Annotated in this window: 12 protein-coding genes; 9 read left to right on the forward strand and 3 right to left on the reverse strand. The window is 56.8% G+C overall.

The window, feature by feature from the left end; genetic code table 11:
- The first annotated feature begins 30 nt into the window (after positions 1–30).
- Complete coding sequence (locus KORM41_RS20215) at positions 31–1,608, forward strand: EAL domain-containing protein (RefSeq protein ID WP_082720099.1); 1,578 nt, start codon at positions 31–33, stop codon at positions 1,606–1,608.
- Positions 1,609–1,611: 3 nt separating this feature from the next.
- Here KORM41_RS20215 and KORM41_RS20220 read toward each other — a convergent pair whose 3' ends face one another.
- Positions 1,612–2,238 (reverse strand): TetR/AcrR family transcriptional regulator, encoded by a 627-nt coding sequence (locus KORM41_RS20220; RefSeq protein ID WP_068152834.1) that lies wholly within the window; start codon positions 2,236–2,238, stop codon positions 1,612–1,614.
- Between the two features lie 298 nt (positions 2,239–2,536).
- Between KORM41_RS20220 and KORM41_RS20225 the strand changes: the two genes are divergently transcribed.
- From KORM41_RS20225 to KORM41_RS20235, 3 genes are all read left to right on the forward strand, one after another.
- Positions 2,537–3,448, forward strand: coding sequence for an alpha/beta hydrolase (locus KORM41_RS20225; RefSeq protein WP_068152837.1), 912 nt, complete (start codon positions 2,537–2,539; stop codon positions 3,446–3,448).
- Between the two features lie 3 nt (positions 3,449–3,451).
- Positions 3,452–4,282 (forward strand): SDR family NAD(P)-dependent oxidoreductase, encoded by an 831-nt coding sequence (locus tag KORM41_RS20230; RefSeq protein WP_068152840.1) that lies wholly within the window; start codon positions 3,452–3,454, stop codon positions 4,280–4,282.
- Positions 4,283–4,366: 84 nt separating this feature from the next.
- Positions 4,367–5,794: an aldehyde dehydrogenase family protein gene (locus tag KORM41_RS20235; protein WP_068152842.1), complete on the forward strand. Its 1,428-nt coding sequence runs from the start codon at positions 4,367–4,369 to the stop codon at positions 5,792–5,794.
- Positions 5,795–5,924: 130 nt separating this feature from the next.
- Here KORM41_RS20235 and KORM41_RS20240 read toward each other — a convergent pair whose 3' ends face one another.
- Both KORM41_RS20240 and KORM41_RS20245 read right to left on the reverse strand, forming a co-directional pair.
- A complete protein-coding gene (locus tag KORM41_RS20240; protein ID WP_068152846.1) occupies positions 5,925–8,810 on the reverse strand; it encodes a TonB-dependent receptor domain-containing protein in 2,886 nt (961 codons plus the stop codon).
- Positions 8,811–9,188: 378 nt separating this feature from the next.
- Entirely contained in the window at positions 9,189–9,776 is a 588-nt protein-coding gene (locus KORM41_RS20245) for a thymidine kinase (protein ID WP_068152849.1), read from the reverse strand.
- Between the two features lie 112 nt (positions 9,777–9,888).
- On the opposite strand from KORM41_RS20245, the gene KORM41_RS20250 reads away from it, so the two are divergent.
- From KORM41_RS20250 to KORM41_RS20270, 5 genes are all read left to right on the forward strand, one after another.
- Positions 9,889–11,481 carry an amidohydrolase family protein gene (locus KORM41_RS20250; protein WP_068152851.1) on the forward strand — a complete coding sequence of 531 codons (1,593 nt, stop codon included), beginning with the start codon at positions 9,889–9,891 and terminating at the stop codon, positions 11,479–11,481.
- 66 nt (positions 11,482–11,547) lie between these two features.
- On the forward strand, positions 11,548–13,149 hold the full coding sequence (locus KORM41_RS20255; protein WP_068152856.1) for a SulP family inorganic anion transporter: 1,602 nt from the start codon (positions 11,548–11,550) through the stop codon (positions 13,147–13,149).
- A 69-nt stretch (positions 13,150–13,218) separates the two neighbouring features.
- A complete protein-coding gene (deoC, locus tag KORM41_RS20260) occupies positions 13,219–14,175 on the forward strand; it encodes a deoxyribose-phosphate aldolase (protein WP_082720101.1) in 957 nt (318 codons plus the stop codon).
- 12 nt (positions 14,176–14,187) lie between these two features.
- Positions 14,188–16,596 carry an aldehyde dehydrogenase family protein gene (locus tag KORM41_RS20265; protein ID WP_068152858.1) on the forward strand — a complete coding sequence of 803 codons (2,409 nt, stop codon included), beginning with the start codon at positions 14,188–14,190 and terminating at the stop codon, positions 16,594–16,596.
- Between the two features lie 235 nt (positions 16,597–16,831).
- Positions 16,832–17,629 carry a helix-turn-helix transcriptional regulator gene (locus tag KORM41_RS20270; protein WP_068152860.1) on the forward strand — a complete coding sequence of 266 codons (798 nt, stop codon included), beginning with the start codon at positions 16,832–16,834 and terminating at the stop codon, positions 17,627–17,629.
- The last annotated feature ends 72 nt before the right edge of the window (positions 17,630–17,701 follow it).

Raw genomic sequence — 17,701 nt, forward strand, 5'->3', positions numbered from 1 at the left:
GACGTATGTCACGGGTATTAAAGACTTTTTATGAGCAAAGTACCGGGTAGATTTCTGGGTTACGCGTTTTGCGTAGGCGATTTGTTGCTTGAGCTGGATCTCGAGTTCAATATCCAAAGCGCAGACGGGGCGATTAAGAACACGCTGGGCGCTGTGGCCAGCGGTGGCAAGACCAATTTCCTGAACCTTCTGACTGAAAAAGGCCGCGGCATTATTGAAAGTGCAGCGAAAACCCTGACGGGCGCCAATCGGCTTGGGCCCTTCACCGTATCCATTGGCAAGGAAGACGGAAAGAAGGAAGACTATGCTGTCTTCATCGCCAAACTGCCCACCGCGAACGATCGCATCTATGCTGTCCTGTCCAAGCCTTATCGCATTGGTGCCGTAAAAGGCAAACAGGCACCCGAGAAAGTGGAAGACAAGAAACAGCAGTTCTTCGAGCGCCTTGAAGGCTTGTTCGAAGGCAACCCGGACGCCGCGGAAAATATGCTGGTGACCGTGCTGCAAGCTGGCGGTGGCCAGTCGATTGATCCGGAAAAACAGAAGGTGATTGAAGAATACCTGAAATCATTCTCTGTTGGCGGATCGCATGCAGCCATGCTGGCAGATGACAAGTTCGCGCTGGTTCATGACAAGACGGACAAGAAAACCCAGAAAGTGGATCTGGCAGCCCAGCTGCAGAAGGCCACGGGGGTGGAATTGTCTTCGGCGACCATTGATGCTTCAGAATCCAACCTGAGCGAAGAGGATAACCTGAAAGCGCTGGTGTTCAGCCTACAGAATTTCGCGCGGGACACAGGCAGCGGGGCGATTGCGGATATCAAGAAGAATTGCGCAACGCTGATCGGTGAAACCACAGAGCGGGTTAAAGCCTTCCGCAAGGTGCTGGAAGAGGGGGCCTTCTCGCTGGTGTTCCAGCCGATCGTGCATTTGAAGAAAAGCACGGTGCATCATTTTGAGGCGCTGACGCGGTTTGAGCTGCCGCCCATGATTAAAAGTCAGTGGGAAATGATCCGCTTCGCTGAGGATGTCGGATTGATTGACGATTTTGACTATGCCGTGGTCACGCGCGCTGTGCGCAAGATCCGGGAAATGCTGAAAAAGGGTGGTGCGCCAGGCATTGCTGTAAACCTGTCAGGCCGGTCGCTTTCAAACCCTGAATTCATGCTTGAACTGATCTCGCTCCTGCGCGGCAACAAGGACCTGAAGCAGTATCTTTCGCTGGAGATTACCGAGTCCGCTAAAATCCATGACCTGGATGCGCTTGGGGCTGCCGTTCAGGAAATGCGGACCATCGGCTTCAAGGTCTATCTGGACGACTTCGGCGCGGGTGCTGCGGGCTTCCAGTATCTGAAAAAGCTGAAGGTCGATGCGCTCAAGATCGACGGCGACTATATCAGGGACGCCATCAATAACAGTGAAGACCGCGCCTACCTTAGATCTATGGTTTCGCTCTGCCGGGATCTTGGGATCGTGACGGTGGGTGAATGGGTCGAAACCCAGGAATATGCGAAGCTGTTGACCGACATGGGTGTTGATTATGGCCAGGGCTATTTCTTCGGCAAACCCAGCCCCAATTTCCTCGTTGACCCCGTGAAGGCGGTTTAGCGCCTAGCGTTTTGGCGGTTCCAGGATCGCCTTGTTAGCATGGATCACCAGCTTTGTGATTTGCTTTGGCGTCAGTTCCATTTCGCGGATGCACCAGCGCTTGAGCGTCAGGATCGCCACATCATAGGCGATTTCCTGGCGCACGATGCGCGCTTCTTCTGGCAGGTCAGCCAGCAATTCATCATAATATTCATAAGCCTTGCCGAGGCCGATCAGTTCAAAGTCCTTGATGGCTTGCCTCAGGTCCCAGTCGGGCTGGGTGATGGCCTGGCACAAGAACAGGATATAGTGCTTGCCGCCGATTTCCTCTTCCGCGAGCTCCGCCAGCGGCAGGATCAGCACTTCCAACACCTCATCCAAGGTGGGCTTGCCTTTCCAGCTTTTCATCAGGTTCAGGCGCTTTTCGTCGATCTGGCGTGTACGCTCGCTGATGGTGGCCCGCATCAGGCCTTCCTTGGAGCCAAAATGATACTGCAGCGCAGACTGGTTGCGTTGCCCGGCTTCTTGGAGTATCTCTCTTGTCGAAACGGACGCGAGGCCCTTTTCCGCAATCAGCCGTTCAGCTGCGCTGATCAGCGCAGCCCTCGTGGCATCGGCGCGTTTTGCTTTACCGTCTTGCTGGCGGCTCACCCCTGTTCTCCCGCAGTTACCTTTCCCCAATCATTCTGATTAATGAAAACCATTAATATACGCAAGCGAATAATTTGAACGCTTGTTGGATTTAACGACTGTTCTGGTGGCCTGTCCACGGTGGGCAGCAACATACGGAAAGCTGTGAGCTGCATCTTGAGCACTCTCATGGACACAGGCTATTCCCCGAGCGGGTCCCGAAGTGTTTGACTGCATAATGAAGATCATTAATATGCTTGGCAAGAGGCTTGTTCAAAGCGCCATTGGGGGCTGACCGGGGCAGGCAAGGGGAGAGCATATGTCAATCAGAGCCTGGCTTGTACGCCGGAAAATACGGGCTGTATTCCGGCCCAGGGAACTCGCGAACGCGCCGCAGGAAGCGCGCCTCAAGCATTTTGAAGTGGCGCTGAAGGCCTCGGAAAGCAAGATGCCGGGGGCACCATCCGATGCTGTTGTTGAAACCGTGGATGAAGGCGTGGTCAAGGGTGAATGGATCAGCGTCCCGGGCGCACGGGAAGATCGAATCCTGATGTTCAATCATGGTGGCGGGTATGTCTGGGGCGGGCCAAAACAATATCGCGACCTGGGTGCGCGCCTGTCACGTGCCATGAAGGCGCGCGTGTTCCTGCTGGATTATCGGTTGTCACCCAAGCACAAGTGCCCGGCGGCCATCGATGACGCGCTGGCAGCTTATGACTGGATTTCGAAAAACAATCCGGGTGTACCCATCACGATGGCGGGGGATAGCGCTGGCGGCGGGCTGACGCTTGCGGCGACCCATGCCATTCGGGACAGCGATAGGACAAACCCAGTCGCGCTGGCGCTGATTTCGCCGTGGCTGGATGTGACCGGCTCGGGCGAAAGTGTCCAAGCCAACCGCGAAAAGGAAGTGATGCTGGAAGCTGACGGTATCAAAATCGCCGGGCAGGTCTATAGCGGGGAGCTTGGCCCAGAAGACCCGCGTCCATCGCCCTTGTTTGGCGATCAGGCAGGCCTGCCGCCCACGCTAGTGCAGGTGGGTTCGGAAGAAATCCTGCTGTCAGACAGCACGCGCTTCCATGAAAAGGCTATGGCGGCTGGTGTTTCAGTTCATCTGGACGTATGGCAGAAGATGCATCATGTCTGGCACATGCAGGCAGGGATTGTGCCCGAAGGCAAGCGCGCCATCGCTGATATGGCCGCCTTCTTCGAACATCATTGGGGGAATTAGATCATGGCCAAGCTTGAGACGGCATTTATCACTGGCGCCGCGTCCGGGATCGGGCTGGCGCTTGCGCGCGCCCTCGCTGCACGGGGTGCAACCCTTTATCTGACAGACGTGAATGAGACTGCTCTTGAGGAGGCAGCCGCTAGCCTGAAAGCCGCGCAGGTGAACGTATATTCCGCCAAGGTTGATGTGTCTGACCGGTGGGCGGTCGAGGCCGCAGTCGCGGACGCCGAAGCCAAAATGGGCGGCATCGACATTATCTTCAATAACGCTGGCGTATCCCTTTCCGATACTGTTGAAAAAATGACATATGCCGACCTTGAGTGGGTGATGAATATCAATTTCTACGGCGTTGTGCATGGCACCAAAGCGGTTTTGGACGGCATGCTGGAACGCGGGCGCGGGCATATCGTCAATATCTCAAGCCTGTTTGGGTTGGTGGGCATCCCCAGCCAGTCGGCCTATTGTGCCGCCAAGCACGCGGTGAAGGGCTTCAATGAAAGCCTTTTTTATGAACTTCAGGGCACCGGTGTACAGATACATTCCGTGCATCCCGGCGGGGTGGACACCAACATCGTGCGTTCGGGCAAGCACCTTCATAATATCGAAGGGGATATCGCCGAGGGTGAGACGCAGGAGCGGTTTCAGGAACTGGCGATCACCACGCCGGACCAGGCGGCGGCCATCATATTGGGCGGTGTAGACCGCGGCGAGTACCGCATTCTTGTTGGTAAGGATGCGCGCTGGGCCGACAGGCTGTCGCGCTGGATGCCGAACCGCTGGCGCAAGATGTTCATGAACAAGATGACAGACCGCAGCGGCAAAAGCCCATTTTAATATACCCCCATAGGGTTGTTTGACTTCGGCGCGTGCCCATCTATCCTTCAGATCAAACAAGAGTTCAGATGAGGGAGACGCGATATGCGCCAGCTTTACAAACATTATATCGGTGGACAGTGGGTAGAGCCCACGGAATTTGGGACACGGGACCTCATCAATCCGGCGACAGCGAAAAAGTCGGGTGAGATGATCCTCGGGAACGCCGCCGACGTGGACAAGGCTGTTGCCGCAGCGCGTGAAGCATTCGAGAGCTTCGCATTCTCCAGCCGTGAGGAGCGGCTGGAGCTCCTTAACGCCATCATCGCGGAATATAAGAAACGCATGGCCGACATGGCCGAAGTGATCACGCTTGAGATGGGCGCGCCCAAGACACTTGCGGAACGCGCGCATGCCCCAAGCGGCCTCGGCCATTTGATGACGGCGGCCAGGGTTCTGGAAAATTATGAATTTCACGAAGACCGTGGCCCAACCCGCATCGCCAAGGAACCCATTGGCGTGGTGGGCATGATCACGCCGTGGAACTGGCCGATCAACCAGATTACCTGCAAGGTGGCGCCTGCTATCGCTACCGGCTGCACTATGGTGCTGAAGCCAAGCGAAGTGGCGCCTTATAGCGCACAGCTGTTTACCGAAATCATGGACGCCGCAGGCGTACCGAAGGGTGTCTATAACCTTGTATACGGCGAAGGCCCAAGCGTGGGCGAAGCCATGTCGGCCCATCCGGGCATTGATATGATGTCGGTCACCGGTTCCACCCGCATGGGGGCGGCTGTGCAGGCGGCAAGTGCGCCCACCATCAAGCGGGTTGCGCAAGAACTGGGCGGCAAGTCCGCGAACATTATTCTGGACGATGCAAACCTTGAAGAGGTAGTGGCGCGCGAGACGCTTTCGGCCATGCGCAACACCGGCCAGACCTGCACGCTGCTGTCGCGCATGCTGGTACCGAAAGACCGCATGGATGAAGCGGCTGCAATTGCGCATCAGGCTGCGTCAAGCGTGGTTACGGGTGACCCCACCAAGGAAGAAACCACAATGGGCCCAATCGCCCACGGCCAGCAGTTCGAAAAGGTTGGCGTCATGATGCAGGAAGCGATTGATGAAGGTGCGCGCCTTGTAGTTGGCGGCCCTGGCCGCCCGGAAGGCTGTGAGGAAGGCTTCTTCGTCAAGCCAACCGTGTTCGCGGATGTGACACCTGACATGATGATCGCGCGCGAAGAAGTGTTCGGCCCTGTGCTTTCGATCATTGGGTACGACACGGAAGAAGACGCCATCCGTATTGCGAACGACAGCATCTATGGTCTTTCGGGCGCGGTTTATTCCGCCGATGTGGAGCGAGCCCGCAAAGTGGCAGCGCGGATGCGCACTGGCATGGTTTACATCAACGGTGCGGCCGGCGATATTTCGGCACCCTTTGGCGGGTACAAGCAATCTGGCAACGGGCGCGAGTGGGGTGATCATGCTTTTGCTGACTTCCTCGAGGTCAAATCGATCCTGGGCTACAACGCTTAAAAGGCAGGATGATGGACTGAGCCACACACCAAAGGGAACAGGGCTAGGTCTGACACACCGGCTTCAGTGAGACAATAAAGAAAGGCGCCACCCCGAAGGGTGACGCCTTTTTATTTGGCTTTTCCGGTTCCTAGAACTGGAAGGCTACACGGCCGTAGAAGAAGCGGCCTGGCAGCGCATGCACTGTACCGTCGAAGTTGTTCAGGTCACATGTTGTACACAGTGGTGGGTCCTGATCCAGGAGGTTCTGAACACCAAGCGTGATCGAAGTTTCACCTTCGAACCACTCTGGGCGGTAAGTAACCTGCAGGTCGGTGTAGAAGGTGCTGCCGAGCTCGTTACCGTCAGCGCCGTTCGTGCAGTACTGGGTGAAGCCGAAGCCGCCGATAGTACCGCCACAGCCTTCATCCACGCTGCCGAGGTAGCGGAACGTCGTGCCCACAGTCCACTGGTCTTTGGTCCAGTCAATGAACAGCGAAGACTTGAACTTGATGTAAGCCCGCTCTGGCGAGCCCAGCTCGGTGCCCGCGCGGTCAACGACATCAATGCCGCCAGACGCGTTCGGTACAGACTCTTCAAACTTGAACAGGTGGCTGTTCATCCATTTGAAGCGCAACTGACCCCAGTCTGCAGCTTCGGTTTCGGCGGTGATCGACCAGTCGAAGCCGTCGGTGTCGATGGCTGCAATGTTCGTCAGGATGCCATCGATCCGGGTCACGATACCAGTGGATGTCCGCTGAACATTGTTACAGAACACGTCAGCCAGCGTTTCAACGCAGCCCTGGAGAACGTCAGCCGCGTTTGGCGCCTGGATCACATTTTCCATGGAGATGTTGTAATAGTTGGCCTCAAACGTGATACCCGCAAGGCCCATGCTGTCAGCAAGCGCTGATGGGCTGTAGGTCACGCCGGCGGTCCAGGTTTCAGCCGTTTCAGGCGTCAGGTTCGGGTTGCCGCCAGTTGTTACGCTGATTTGCGCGTTAGGCTGCTGGTGGTCTGCAGGAACGCCAAGTGCGGCACAATTCGGGTGCTGCGTGCCGCCATTTGCAACAACGTCACATGGATCGGTAATCGAGCTGTCGAACCGTGAGCCGGTGTTGAACAATTCACCAATGTTTGGTGCGCGGAAACCTTCAGACCAGTTGGCGCGGACGGTCAGGTCGTCATTCACCTGCCATGCCGTGCCGATTTTGAACACCGTGTTGCTGCCGGAGGTGCTGTAATCGCTGGTGCGGAAAGCGCCGTTTAGGCTCAGGTTCTTGGCCATTGCCACGTCAGAAAGGAGCGGCACGTTGATCTCGCCGTAGAATTCTTTCACGTGGATTTCGCCTTCAGTCGGGCTTGCTGGTACACCAGCGGTTTCACCGCTTGAAACCACGCTGTCCGGAATGAAGCTGCCTTTTTCTTCGCGGTATTCCCAACCAAATGCCATACCCAGTGGGCCTGCAGGCAGGTCAACCACATCACCGCCGATGTTGGCGGAATAGTTGATCAGCTTCTGGCGGCTTTCGTCCTTCTGGACGAATGTCACATAGTCAAGCATGGCTTGTGTGATCGTGCCGCTGCCGTCGCCCTGACCGCCAAAGATGTTGAACGGCACACAGCCCGGAATGGCTGCGCATGCGTCCGGATCACCAAGGGCATCCTGCAGTTTGCGGGCGTTGAATGCACCGGTTTTCTGCTGGTTTGCCTGGCTTTGCGACCAGGTGGCGTTGATATCCCAGAACCAGGTCCGGTCACCGACATTCAGGTCACCGTCGAGCGTGGAGGACACATACCAAGTATCAACATTCTGGCGGAAGATACGCGGGCCAGCCTCAATCGGACGGCGGCCGCCAAAGACAAAGTTTGTTTCGTCAATATCAACACCGAACGGGTTGTATGGGTTATCTGCGGAGATAACCATATTGTCCATCCAGAAACCCGCGCCTGCGCCAGGGCCGAAGAACAGCGGTTCTGGCGCTGCCTGGCTGACGGACTGACGGTTGTTGTAGGCCGCCGTCGTGCGCAGGGTAATGGTGTCCGTAAGGTCGTATTCGGCTTTGGCGAAGATGTTCACACGCTCGTTCGGCGTGGACAGCTTGTTATAAGGCGAATAGTTGAAACGGTCCTGCAGGGTGAAGGCGTGATAGTCTGAGCCCGCACCGGTCGGATCGTTCGGGTCGAAGTTTGGAAGGCCGGTTACGCCGTCATTCAGGGTAATATCGCCCCAGTCGTTGGCAAACACGAGGCGCGCTTGCGGCGTGCCTGAAGATGCACCCAGGTTTTCAAACGGAATAGCATAGGCCGAAATGTCACGGTCTGCTGCTTCAACCGCACCCTGGTTGGTGTAGCTTACGTCGATAAGGACACGCCCGCGGTCATTCTGGGCCCCCCAGGAAACGTCATATTCCTGTGTCTTTCCGTCACCTTCATCATAAAGGCCGTAATATGCCGAGCCCTTGATACCTTCATAGTCGTCGCGTGTCTTGATGTTGACAACGCCGGCGATGGCATCTGAACCGTAAATGGTGGATGCACCGTCTTGCAGCACTTCGATCGACTTGATGATGCCTGCAGGAATGGTGTTCAGGTCAACTGCGCCCGAAACACCCGAGGCAGAGGAGCCGCGAACCCAGCGCTTGCCATCAACAAGCACAAGAACGCGCTTGGATGTCAGGTAGCGAAGGTCAATCTGGCTGGCGCCGGCGCCGATGCCGGAACCGTCTGGCGGGAAGCCAAGGTTACCCGACGAGTTGTTGGTGCGGTTGATGGCCGAACCAGCAATCGGCAGGCGCTGCAGGAAATCTGCAACGGAAACCTGACCGGATGCATCCATATCCGCAGCGGACAGGATCTGAACCGGGTTTTGTGCCTCAAGCGGGTTCTGGCGAATGCGCGAACCAGTTACCACGACTTCTTCAAATTCGTCGACTGTCGTGTCTTGGGCGATGGTTGGTGTAGAAAAAGTTACAGCGACGGCAGCGCAGCCGGCAAGCAGCTGGAGCTTTCGCATAGGGGCAATTGACTGTTTCATTGCCTTATCTCCCTTATTTGTTCCTCTCAAAGGCCGGGGCGGCAACGTACGCAGGCCTGATTAAGGCCTGAAGATATGTGTATCCTCCCCGGTATAGGGCCGATTTTTTTTGTGATTTCGACCCCACAGCAGCAGTAAAACCGATGGTGGTGCTGCTGGGTAACGAAAAGTCGTAAATAAGGTTAATTTTGAAAACTATATTACAGTTGTGTGACTGAAAAGCCGCAGCCTTATTGATATATTAGTCAGTAATGTATGCCAATTACACTTTGTTAGCTTTCGAATCCTGTATTTTACAATATTTTGGAACAAAAGTTTAACTGCAGATGCAAAAAATATGGCAGGAATGCTGCGTTATTGCTGCAACTATGGGTTATGTCAAAGTTGCGGGCCGCGCAGTTTTTCGTGAAAATGCTTGCGGCATAGCGCGATATAGCGGTCGTTGCCGCCAATCTCGATCGAAGCGCCTTCCTTCACGGCATTGCCTTTTGCGTCCACCCGCATGTTCATGGTGGCTTTCGCGCCGCACTTGCAAATGGTCTTGAGTTCATGAAGCTCGTCCGCGATGGCCAGCAGCCATTGGCTGCCTTCAAAAAGATTGGCCTGAAAATCGGTGCGAATACCGTAGCAAAGCACAGGGATGCCCAGGCGGTCGGCGACGCTCGCCAGTTGGAACACCTGGTCCTTTGTCAGGAACTGGGCTTCGTCCACCAAAATACAGTGGAGTGGGGTTTCATTCAGCTGGTTTGTAATCTTGACAAATAGGTCAAGATTTGTGTCGAATATGTGAGCTTCAGCTTCCAGGCCGATGCGCGAGGCAATGACACATTCGCCGAAACGGTTATCGATGGCGGCGGTGAACAGCATGGTGTTCATGCCGCGTTCCCGGTAGTTGAAGCTGCTTTGCAAAAGGGTTGTGGATTTGCCTGCGTTCATCGCGGAATAGTAAAAATACAGCTTGGCCATGGCCTGACTACCTTGTCACTGGGTGCCTATGTTCATTGATCCCTGATTGGGATAAAGTTTTGGCGAGCCTATTGAGTAGTTCGACTTTGGGCAAGCTTTTGGGGAGGAAAAAATGCGTGATGGAAAAAAATCCCTGACCGGGCAGGTGGTTCGCTTTTTGAAGGGCAGCCTTTTGGCCAGCATGCTTTTGGCGGTGGCCACACCCGCGACTGCGCAGGGTGATGACCAGCGCGCCCTGAAGGCCCGCATGGCGGGCACGGCGCTTTCATGGGCAGCTGAAAACGGCAGGCTCAGGCAATTCATGGAAGAGTTCCCCAAAGGGGGTGACATTCACACCCACTTGCGCGGCGCCATTTATGCCGAAAGCTGGATCGAATGGGCGGCCGCTGACGGCCTGTGCGCCGACATGAGCGTGCCGGCCCTGAAGCACAAGGCGAAGGAAAGCTGCGCGGCCTCCGGCTGGTTGACCGCGGCAGAGGCGCAGGCGAATGAGGAGCACCGCCGCGCGCTTATCAATTCGCTTTCGAACCGGTCCTATGTGCCCACGCTCAACTGGTCCGGCCATAATGATTTCTTTGCGACATTCGCGCGCATCAATGTTTCGCCTAAGCGATTGGGGGACCAACTGGCGAATGTGGCCTCCCGCGCCGGGCGGCAGAATATCCAGTATCTGGAACTGATGGAAACCATCATCCTGCCCGAATTGTTTCCGCTCCTCTCGGGCGTGCAGCTTTCAGGCGATCTGGCGGCTGATTACCAGATGCTGATGTCAGGCCCGTTCGGGCAGGCGATGCCCACACTGGTGGCGTCTGCGCGCACCCAGATTTCAGCGGCCATGGCACGCAAGGACCAGCTGCTTCGGTGCGGCACGGACCGGGCGGATGTGGGGTGCGATGTGAAGATCCGCTTCCTGCATCAGGTGATCCGCGAGTTTGAACCGGCCATGGTATATGGCCAATTCATTCTGGGCTGGGCGCTGATGAAGGACGAGCCCAAGGTTCTGGGCATGAACCTTGTGGCGCCAGAGGACGGCCATGTGGCGCTGAGGGACTACCGCTTGCACATGCGCATGATCGACCATCTTTATAACAATCTGGGCCCACGCAATGTGTCGCTGCATGCGGGCGAACTGACGATGGGCCTCGTGCGTCCTAAGCAATTGACCTTCCATATCCGGGAGGCGATTGAGGTTGGGCATGCCAAACGTATCGGCCACGGCATCGCCATCGCGCATGAGCGCGACTCCGAGGGCCTTCTGGAGAAGATGGCCGATGAGGGCATCATGGTTGAGATCAACCTGACCTCCAACGACACGATCCTGGGTGTGAAGGGCAAAGACCATCCACTGGTTATGTACCGTGACATGCAGGTGCCTTATGCGCTTTCGACCGATGATGAAGGCGTTTCGCGCATCGACCTGACACACGAGTATATGCGACTTTATACGGAGCACCGCGTGCCTTATTTCGAGCTGCGGCACAGCGCGCGCAATTCGCTAACATACAGCTTCCTGCCGGGCGGAAGCCTGTGGGAATCTGAGGCATGTAAAAAAGATGTGGAAACGGGGGCTGAAGCCGGGGCAGAATGCGCTGCGTTTCTAAAGACAAGTGAAAAAGCGCAGCTGCAGTGGGAACTGGAGGAACGGCTTCGCGTTTTTGAGGACGAGCGGCGAATCCCTGAGCGGAAGCGGACTTCGTTCAAATAAGCCCCGGGAAGGGGAAATGTCCGAAAGGGCGGCAGTAAGTAATTTAGAAGGGAAGTGTGGGGGGCTATGGCTGAAACCAACAAGATGCTGGCCGGTGTTGCGGCGCCGTCGTCGCAACTGGCGGCAGATACGAACGCGGGTGTGGCGTTTTTCCTTGATGTTGTGGTGAATATGTTCGTGCTGGCAGGCGTGCTGATGGGCGCGTTTGGCTATCCGGCGGAATATATGTTCGGCAAGATCATCCCGGGTGCCATTACGGGCATATTGGTGGGTAACCTGGCCTTCTTCTGGCTGACGAAAAAGACACGTGAGGCTACGGGTAACGAAGGGCTTACCAGTATTCCGCTGGGGCTCGACCTGCCGTCGGTGTTCGGCATGTGTTTCTTTATCATCGGCCCGACGTACGCGGCCAATGTGGACACCATGGGCGTGGATGCCGCCGCTGACAAGGCGTGGGTTCTGGGCATGGCCTGCACCTTCTGGATGGCGGCCATCAAATTCTGCCTGTCCTTCTTTGGCCGCGCGATGCAGCACCAGTTGCCGCAGATGGCACTTGTGGGCGCCATGGCCGGTATTGCTACCGTCTGGCTGGGCGCGGAAGCGCTCCTGGGCGTGTTTGCCCTGCCGGAAGTGGGTATCGTCTCGCTTGTGATCATGGGCTTCTCCCTGATCGCAGGTCACCGGCTGCCATTCAATATGCCTGGCGCTATTCTGGCCATCGTGGCAGCCACGGTGCTTTATTATATCCTGGCGTTTGGCGGCGCAGGCGACGGCTATGTGGTCAAGGAGATGCCTGACCTTGTGCCAGCGCTTCCAGTGCCGACATTTGGCGGCGCCATGGCGATCTTTGGAGATGCGACCAATTACCTGGGGATTATCTTCCCCTTCGCGCTTTTGATTGCTGCGAGTGCTGTGAACGTAACCGCAGGTGCGCGCATCACAGGCGATGAGTTTGACGCGGGCAAGGTGGTGCGCCTGGACGCCGCCGCCACGGCCATTAGTGCGCTCTTTGGCGGTGTGGTGCAAACCACGCCATACTTCGGCCACGCCACCTACAAGCGGATGGGCGCGCGTACGGGCTATGCCCTGGGCGCGGCGGGTGTGATCACCGTTGGCGGTTTCCTGGGCGTGATCGCGCTGGCGTCACAGATGATCCCGGAAGCGGTCCTGAAACCGATCCTTGTTGTCGTGGCGTGTGATATCCTCCGCCTGGCTTTTTCTGGTGGCGACGTTCGGCACGCGCCCGCGCTTCTGTTCGCCACGGTTCCTGCGATCCTGAATTACGCCCACACGAAGGTGTCTGACCTTTATGGCAGGGTGGCCACTACGGCGGGTGACGCCATCAGTTCCGATTGGATGCAGGGCTATCTGCTTCTTGGGGCCATGGCGCGCGGCTATATCCTGACAAGCCTGATCTGGGGCGCGCTGATTGTCTGGATTATCGACCGCAAGATGGTGCGGGCCGCCATGGCGGCGCTTGCTGCGGCCATCTTCACAGAATTCGGTGTGATCCATTCGGTAATGCCAACATCTGAGATGTATCTGCCTTGGGCCATCCCTGAAATGGGCGGCCTTGAGGTCTTGCCTCACCGCCTGGCTGTCGGTTATGTGGTGGCAGCAATCATGTTGTATCTGGCAGGCTTCATCAAAAATAAGCCTGCCTCCTGAAAAGAAATCTTGACCGCAAGGTCAGGATTTGGCTTTAAGGGCGGGACTATTTTAAATTCGGAATGAGCAATGACACCTGAGCCACTTGTTAATCAGGGCACGAGCTTCCACGCCGACTGGCTGGACGGTATTCGTGTCAACAAAAGTGCGGTGGAGCGCCGTACCGCCTCTCTGGGCGGACGCCGGGCTGTAAAGAAAGACAGCCAAATCGCTTTCATGCTTAAAGCCGTTAGCTGCATTGACCTGACGACGCTGGCGGGCGACGACACGCCTGGCCGTGTGCGGCGGCTGTGCCAGAAGGCCATGAATCCGGTACGTAGGGACATCCTGGCCCAGTTCGGTATGGAAGACATGGGCCTGACCACCGGCGCTGTGTGCGTGTATCATTCCATGGTGCCGGAGGCGGCTGAAACCCTGAAAGGCCGTGTGCCGATCGCGGCGGTTTCAACCGGTTTCCCCGCGGGCCTCGCGCCTATGGAAACCCGGCTTGAGGAAATCCAAAGGTCTGTCGCGGCTGGCGCCAACGAGATCGATATCGTCGTCACCCGCGCCCACGTGCTGACGGGCAACTGGCAGGCGCTTTATGATGAAGTTAAAGCCTTCAAGGCTGCTTGCGGGCCGGCGCTGATGAAAACCATTCTGGCAACTGGCGAACATGGTAACCTGACGCAAGTTGCCAAGGCATCGATGACCGCCATGATGGCGGGCTCCGATTTCATCAAAACCTCCACCGGCATGGAAGGTGTGAATGCGACCCTTCCCGTGAGCCTGGTGATGATCCGGCAAATCCGCGATTTCTACCGCGAGACGGGCATGAAGGTTGGCTACAAGCCTGCGGGCGGCATCAAGACGGCCAAGGACGCTGTAGCGTACCTGACGCTCCTGAAGGAAGAGTTGGGCCGCGACTGGCTTTCGCCAGAGCTGTTCCGCTTCGGGGCTTCAAGCCTTCTGGGTGATCTTGAGCGCCAGCTCGAGTATCATGCCTTTGGTGGCTATTCGGCGTCTTATCGCCACGCGATGGGCTAAGGGGAGTGTGACATGACTGTAAAAGAAAAGTTTGAAAGCATGGATTATAGCCCAGCCCTTGAAAGCCGTACCAACGCCGACAAGTGGCTGGATGCCAATGGCCGGTCCTTCGGCCTGTTCATTGATGGCGAGTGGGTGAAGCCGAAGGGCGCGAAACAGTTCGCGACCTATGCGCCGTCAACGGGCGAAAAGCTGGCTGACATCACGGAAGCATCAGAGGATGATGTGGACGCAGCCGTTGCCGCCGCGCGTAAGGCGCAAGGCAAGTGGGCGCTGATCGGTGGCCACGGCAGGGCGAAATACCTATACGCGCTGGCGCGGCTGGTGCAGAAACACAGCCGCGTGCTGGCGGTGCTAGAGAGCCTGGATAACGGCAAGCCGATCCGCGAAAGCCGGGACATCGACATCCCGCTCGTGGCACGGCACTTCTATCACCATGCCGGTTGGGCAGAGCTGATGGACGAGGAATTCCCCGACCATGAAGCGCTGGGTGTTGCGGGGCAGGTGATCCCGTGGAACTTCCCGATGCTGATGCTGGCGTGGAAAGTGGCGCCAGCCTTGGCGGCCGGGAACACAGTGGTGCTGAAACCCGCCGAATTTACGTCGCTGACAGCCCTGAAATTCGCGGAACTGTGCGTTGAAGCAGGCCTGCCGAAGGGTGTCGTGAACATCGTGACTGGCGCGGGCGAAACCGGTGCTGCCGTTGTGAACGCGGACGTGGATAAGGTGGCTTTCACTGGCTCTACGGAAGTTGGCAAGATCATCCGCCGCTCCATCGCGGGCTCAGGCAAGAAGCTGACACTCGAGCTCGGCGGCAAGTCGCCCTACATCGTGTTCGAGGACGCCGACATTGACGGCGCGATTGAGGGCCTTGTGGACGCCATCTGGTTCAACCAGGGGCAGGTTTGCTGCGCGGGCTCCCGCCTCCTCGTGCAGGAAGGCATCGCCGACAAGTTCCTTGAGAAGCTGAAAGCGCGCATGGCAACCCTGCGTGTGGGTACCAGCCTTGATAAATGCATCGACATCGGTGCCGTGGTTGATGAGAGCCAAAAAGACACCATCGAACGCCTGCTGGCGGACGGCGAAAGCCAGGGCGCCGTGGTCTGGAAAGCACCGTGCGAGATGCCGGAAGAGGGCGTCTTCTTCCCGCCAACACTGGTGACCGGCGTGGGCACGGACAATACGCTGTACCGCGAGGAAATCTTCGGCCCTGTGCTGACGGCTATCACCTTCCGCACGCAATCTGAAGCCGTGGCGCTGGCGAACAACACGCGCTATGGCCTTGCCGCGACTGTCTGGTCCGAAAGCCTGAGCCGCGCGCTTGAGGTGGCACCGGCCCTTGTGGCGGGTGTTGTGTGGATCAACGGCACCAACATGTTCGATGCAGCCGCCGGTTTCGGCGGCAGGCGTGAAAGCGGGTTCGGGCGCGAAGGCGGCCGCGAGGGCATGCTAGCCTACATGCGGCCCCGGTATGAGGCTGCGCTCAAGGATTGGGCGCCAATTCCGGCACCAGCCGAGGTGGCCATGCCGAAAGCAGGCTCCGGCCTCGACCATATCGACCGCACCGCAAAAATGTATATCGGCGGCAAGCAGGCCCGGCCAGACGGCGGCGACAGTGTGGCGATTGCCGACAAAAAAGGCGCGTTCGCGGGCCTTGTGGGCGAGGGCAACTATAAGGACATCCGGAACGCGGTTGAGGCGGCTGCGAAGGCTGCAGGCTGGGGCAAGTCCACGCCGCACCTTCGGGCACAGATCCTTTACTATGTGGCCGAAAATCTGAGTGCGCGCGCGGAAGAGTTCACCGACCGGCTGAAAAACCTGACGGGCGCGAGCCAGAAGGCGGCGGAAGCCGAGGTGGAGCTTTCGGTCAAGCGGCTCTTTAGTGCAGCTGCCATGGCTGACAAGCATGACGGCAGTGTTCATACACCACCGATCCGCGGTGTGGCGCTGGCGATGAATGAACCTGTGGGTGTGCTGGGCATCGTATGCCCGGATGAGCATCCGCTGCTGGCGTTTGTGACGCTGATGGCCTATGCGGTCGCGGCAGGCAACACGGCTGTGATGATCCCAAGTGAGCGCTATCCGCTTTTGGCGACTGATTTCTATCAGGTGCTGGAAACCTCCGACATGCCGGCGGGTGTGGTCAATATCGTCACTGGCGCGCGCGATGCCATGGCCATGCCAATGGCCAAGCATTATGGCGTTGACGGTATCTGGTATTTTGGCTCCCGCGAGGGCTGCGCCGAAATCGAGCAAGCGGCGGCCGACAACATGAAGCGCGTCTGGCTGAACTATGGCAAGGCCTATGACTTCACGAGCCGAGAGCAGATGAGCGCCCGCGGCCTAATGGAACGCGCCACGGAAGTGAAAAACATCTGGGTCCCATACGGCGACGCCAACGAGGGCGGCAAGTCTTACTGATACATTTGCATTTCCAAATAAAAGCAAGTCCGCTCTTTTTGGTGCGGGCTTGCTTTGATAGTGCCCAGAAAGGCCTTCGACTACAACTTATCTATCATTTAGATTTGTTGGGCTGGCTATGCACCGAATGTAGCGGAAGCTATATTGTTATTTACTAAGTAATTGTAGATAAATGGTTGTAGAGTGCTACTCCAGAGCTATTTATATGCAGTCAGCAGTATGATCGGGGTCAGCTATGTCTTTTTCGCCAGAAGCTTATAGGGCCATTGCGGCTTTTATGGGCCAGGTCGATAAAATAACGTCGATAAATGTTCTCAGCGATAGCTTGAAAAAGCCGCTGAGCTTGCTGGGCGTCAAGCACTTGCTCTGTATTTCAGCTTTCGGAATGCCTGCGCTCCAGGACCGGAAGCTGATGTTCGGGTTTCTCCACAACGACTGGATCACGCATTACGCGAAAAATCACTATTATGTGGACGACGCATTGCCAAACCACGCCTTGAAACTCAAGGATTGGGGTGAACCCTTTTGGTGGTCTGAATTTGTTGCAACGCAGGACCTTACCAAAACCCAGCGCAAGATATTTGAGGAAGCATTTCGGTATGGCCTCAAGGAAGGCGTGGTCATTCCACTGCCGGTTCGCGTGAACGACGAAACAGACGAAGTGCTGGAGTATGCCTACGTAAGCGCAGGTGGAGAGCTACATAGGTCAGATGAACTGGAAAATGTTATTCGGCTATTGTCTGTCGCTGCACACCGTACTGCTCGTCGGATTTACCTCAAGGATGCAAAAGGTGGTTTTGCACGGGATATCGTTCAGGTTGGCCCAAATATGGACTTTTCGACCCTCACAGCAAGGGAGCGAGAAATCCTCGCATGGATCATTGAGGGAAAGCAGCCAAGCGAAGTTGCTGATATCTTGGATATCAAGCGTACGACAGTGGTTACACATCTGCGCAACATTAAGCGTCGGTACGGGTTTGGTAGCACCACTGAAATGATTACGGCACTTCACCGCCATAAAGTGTTTATATAAACCAATGATTGTATCTCTCATTCTTTATGAGGAATGACCAACAGTCTCTTCGGTGGATATTCTTCTTGCATA

Source organism: Kordiimonas lipolytica, from assembly GCF_001550065.1.

Excerpts from the sequence above, each read along its gene's own strand:
- deoC (WP_082720101.1), top strand. The coding sequence starts at position 13,219 with ATGACACCTGAGCCACTTGTTAATCAGGGCACGAGCTTCCACGCCGAC.
- KORM41_RS20265 (WP_068152858.1), top strand. The coding sequence starts at position 14,188 with ATGACTGTAAAAGAAAAGTTTGAAAGCATGGATTATAGCCCAGCCCTT.
- KORM41_RS20235 (WP_068152842.1), top strand. The coding sequence starts at position 4,367 with ATGCGCCAGCTTTACAAACATTATATCGGTGGACAGTGGGTAGAGCCC.
- KORM41_RS20245 (WP_068152849.1), bottom strand. The coding sequence starts at position 9,776 with ATGGCCAAGCTGTATTTTTACTATTCCGCGATGAACGCAGGCAAATCC.
- KORM41_RS20230 (WP_068152840.1), top strand. The coding sequence starts at position 3,452 with ATGGCCAAGCTTGAGACGGCATTTATCACTGGCGCCGCGTCCGGGATC.
- KORM41_RS20255 (WP_068152856.1), top strand. The coding sequence starts at position 11,548 with ATGGCTGAAACCAACAAGATGCTGGCCGGTGTTGCGGCGCCGTCGTCG.
- KORM41_RS20270 (WP_068152860.1), top strand. The coding sequence starts at position 16,832 with ATGTCTTTTTCGCCAGAAGCTTATAGGGCCATTGCGGCTTTTATGGGC.
- KORM41_RS20240 (WP_068152846.1), bottom strand. The coding sequence starts at position 8,810 with ATGAAACAGTCAATTGCCCCTATGCGAAAGCTCCAGCTGCTTGCCGGC.
- KORM41_RS20215 (WP_082720099.1), top strand. The coding sequence starts at position 31 with ATGAGCAAAGTACCGGGTAGATTTCTGGGTTACGCGTTTTGCGTAGGC.
- KORM41_RS20250 (WP_068152851.1), top strand. The coding sequence starts at position 9,889 with ATGCGTGATGGAAAAAAATCCCTGACCGGGCAGGTGGTTCGCTTTTTG.
- KORM41_RS20225 (WP_068152837.1), top strand. The coding sequence starts at position 2,537 with ATGTCAATCAGAGCCTGGCTTGTACGCCGGAAAATACGGGCTGTATTC.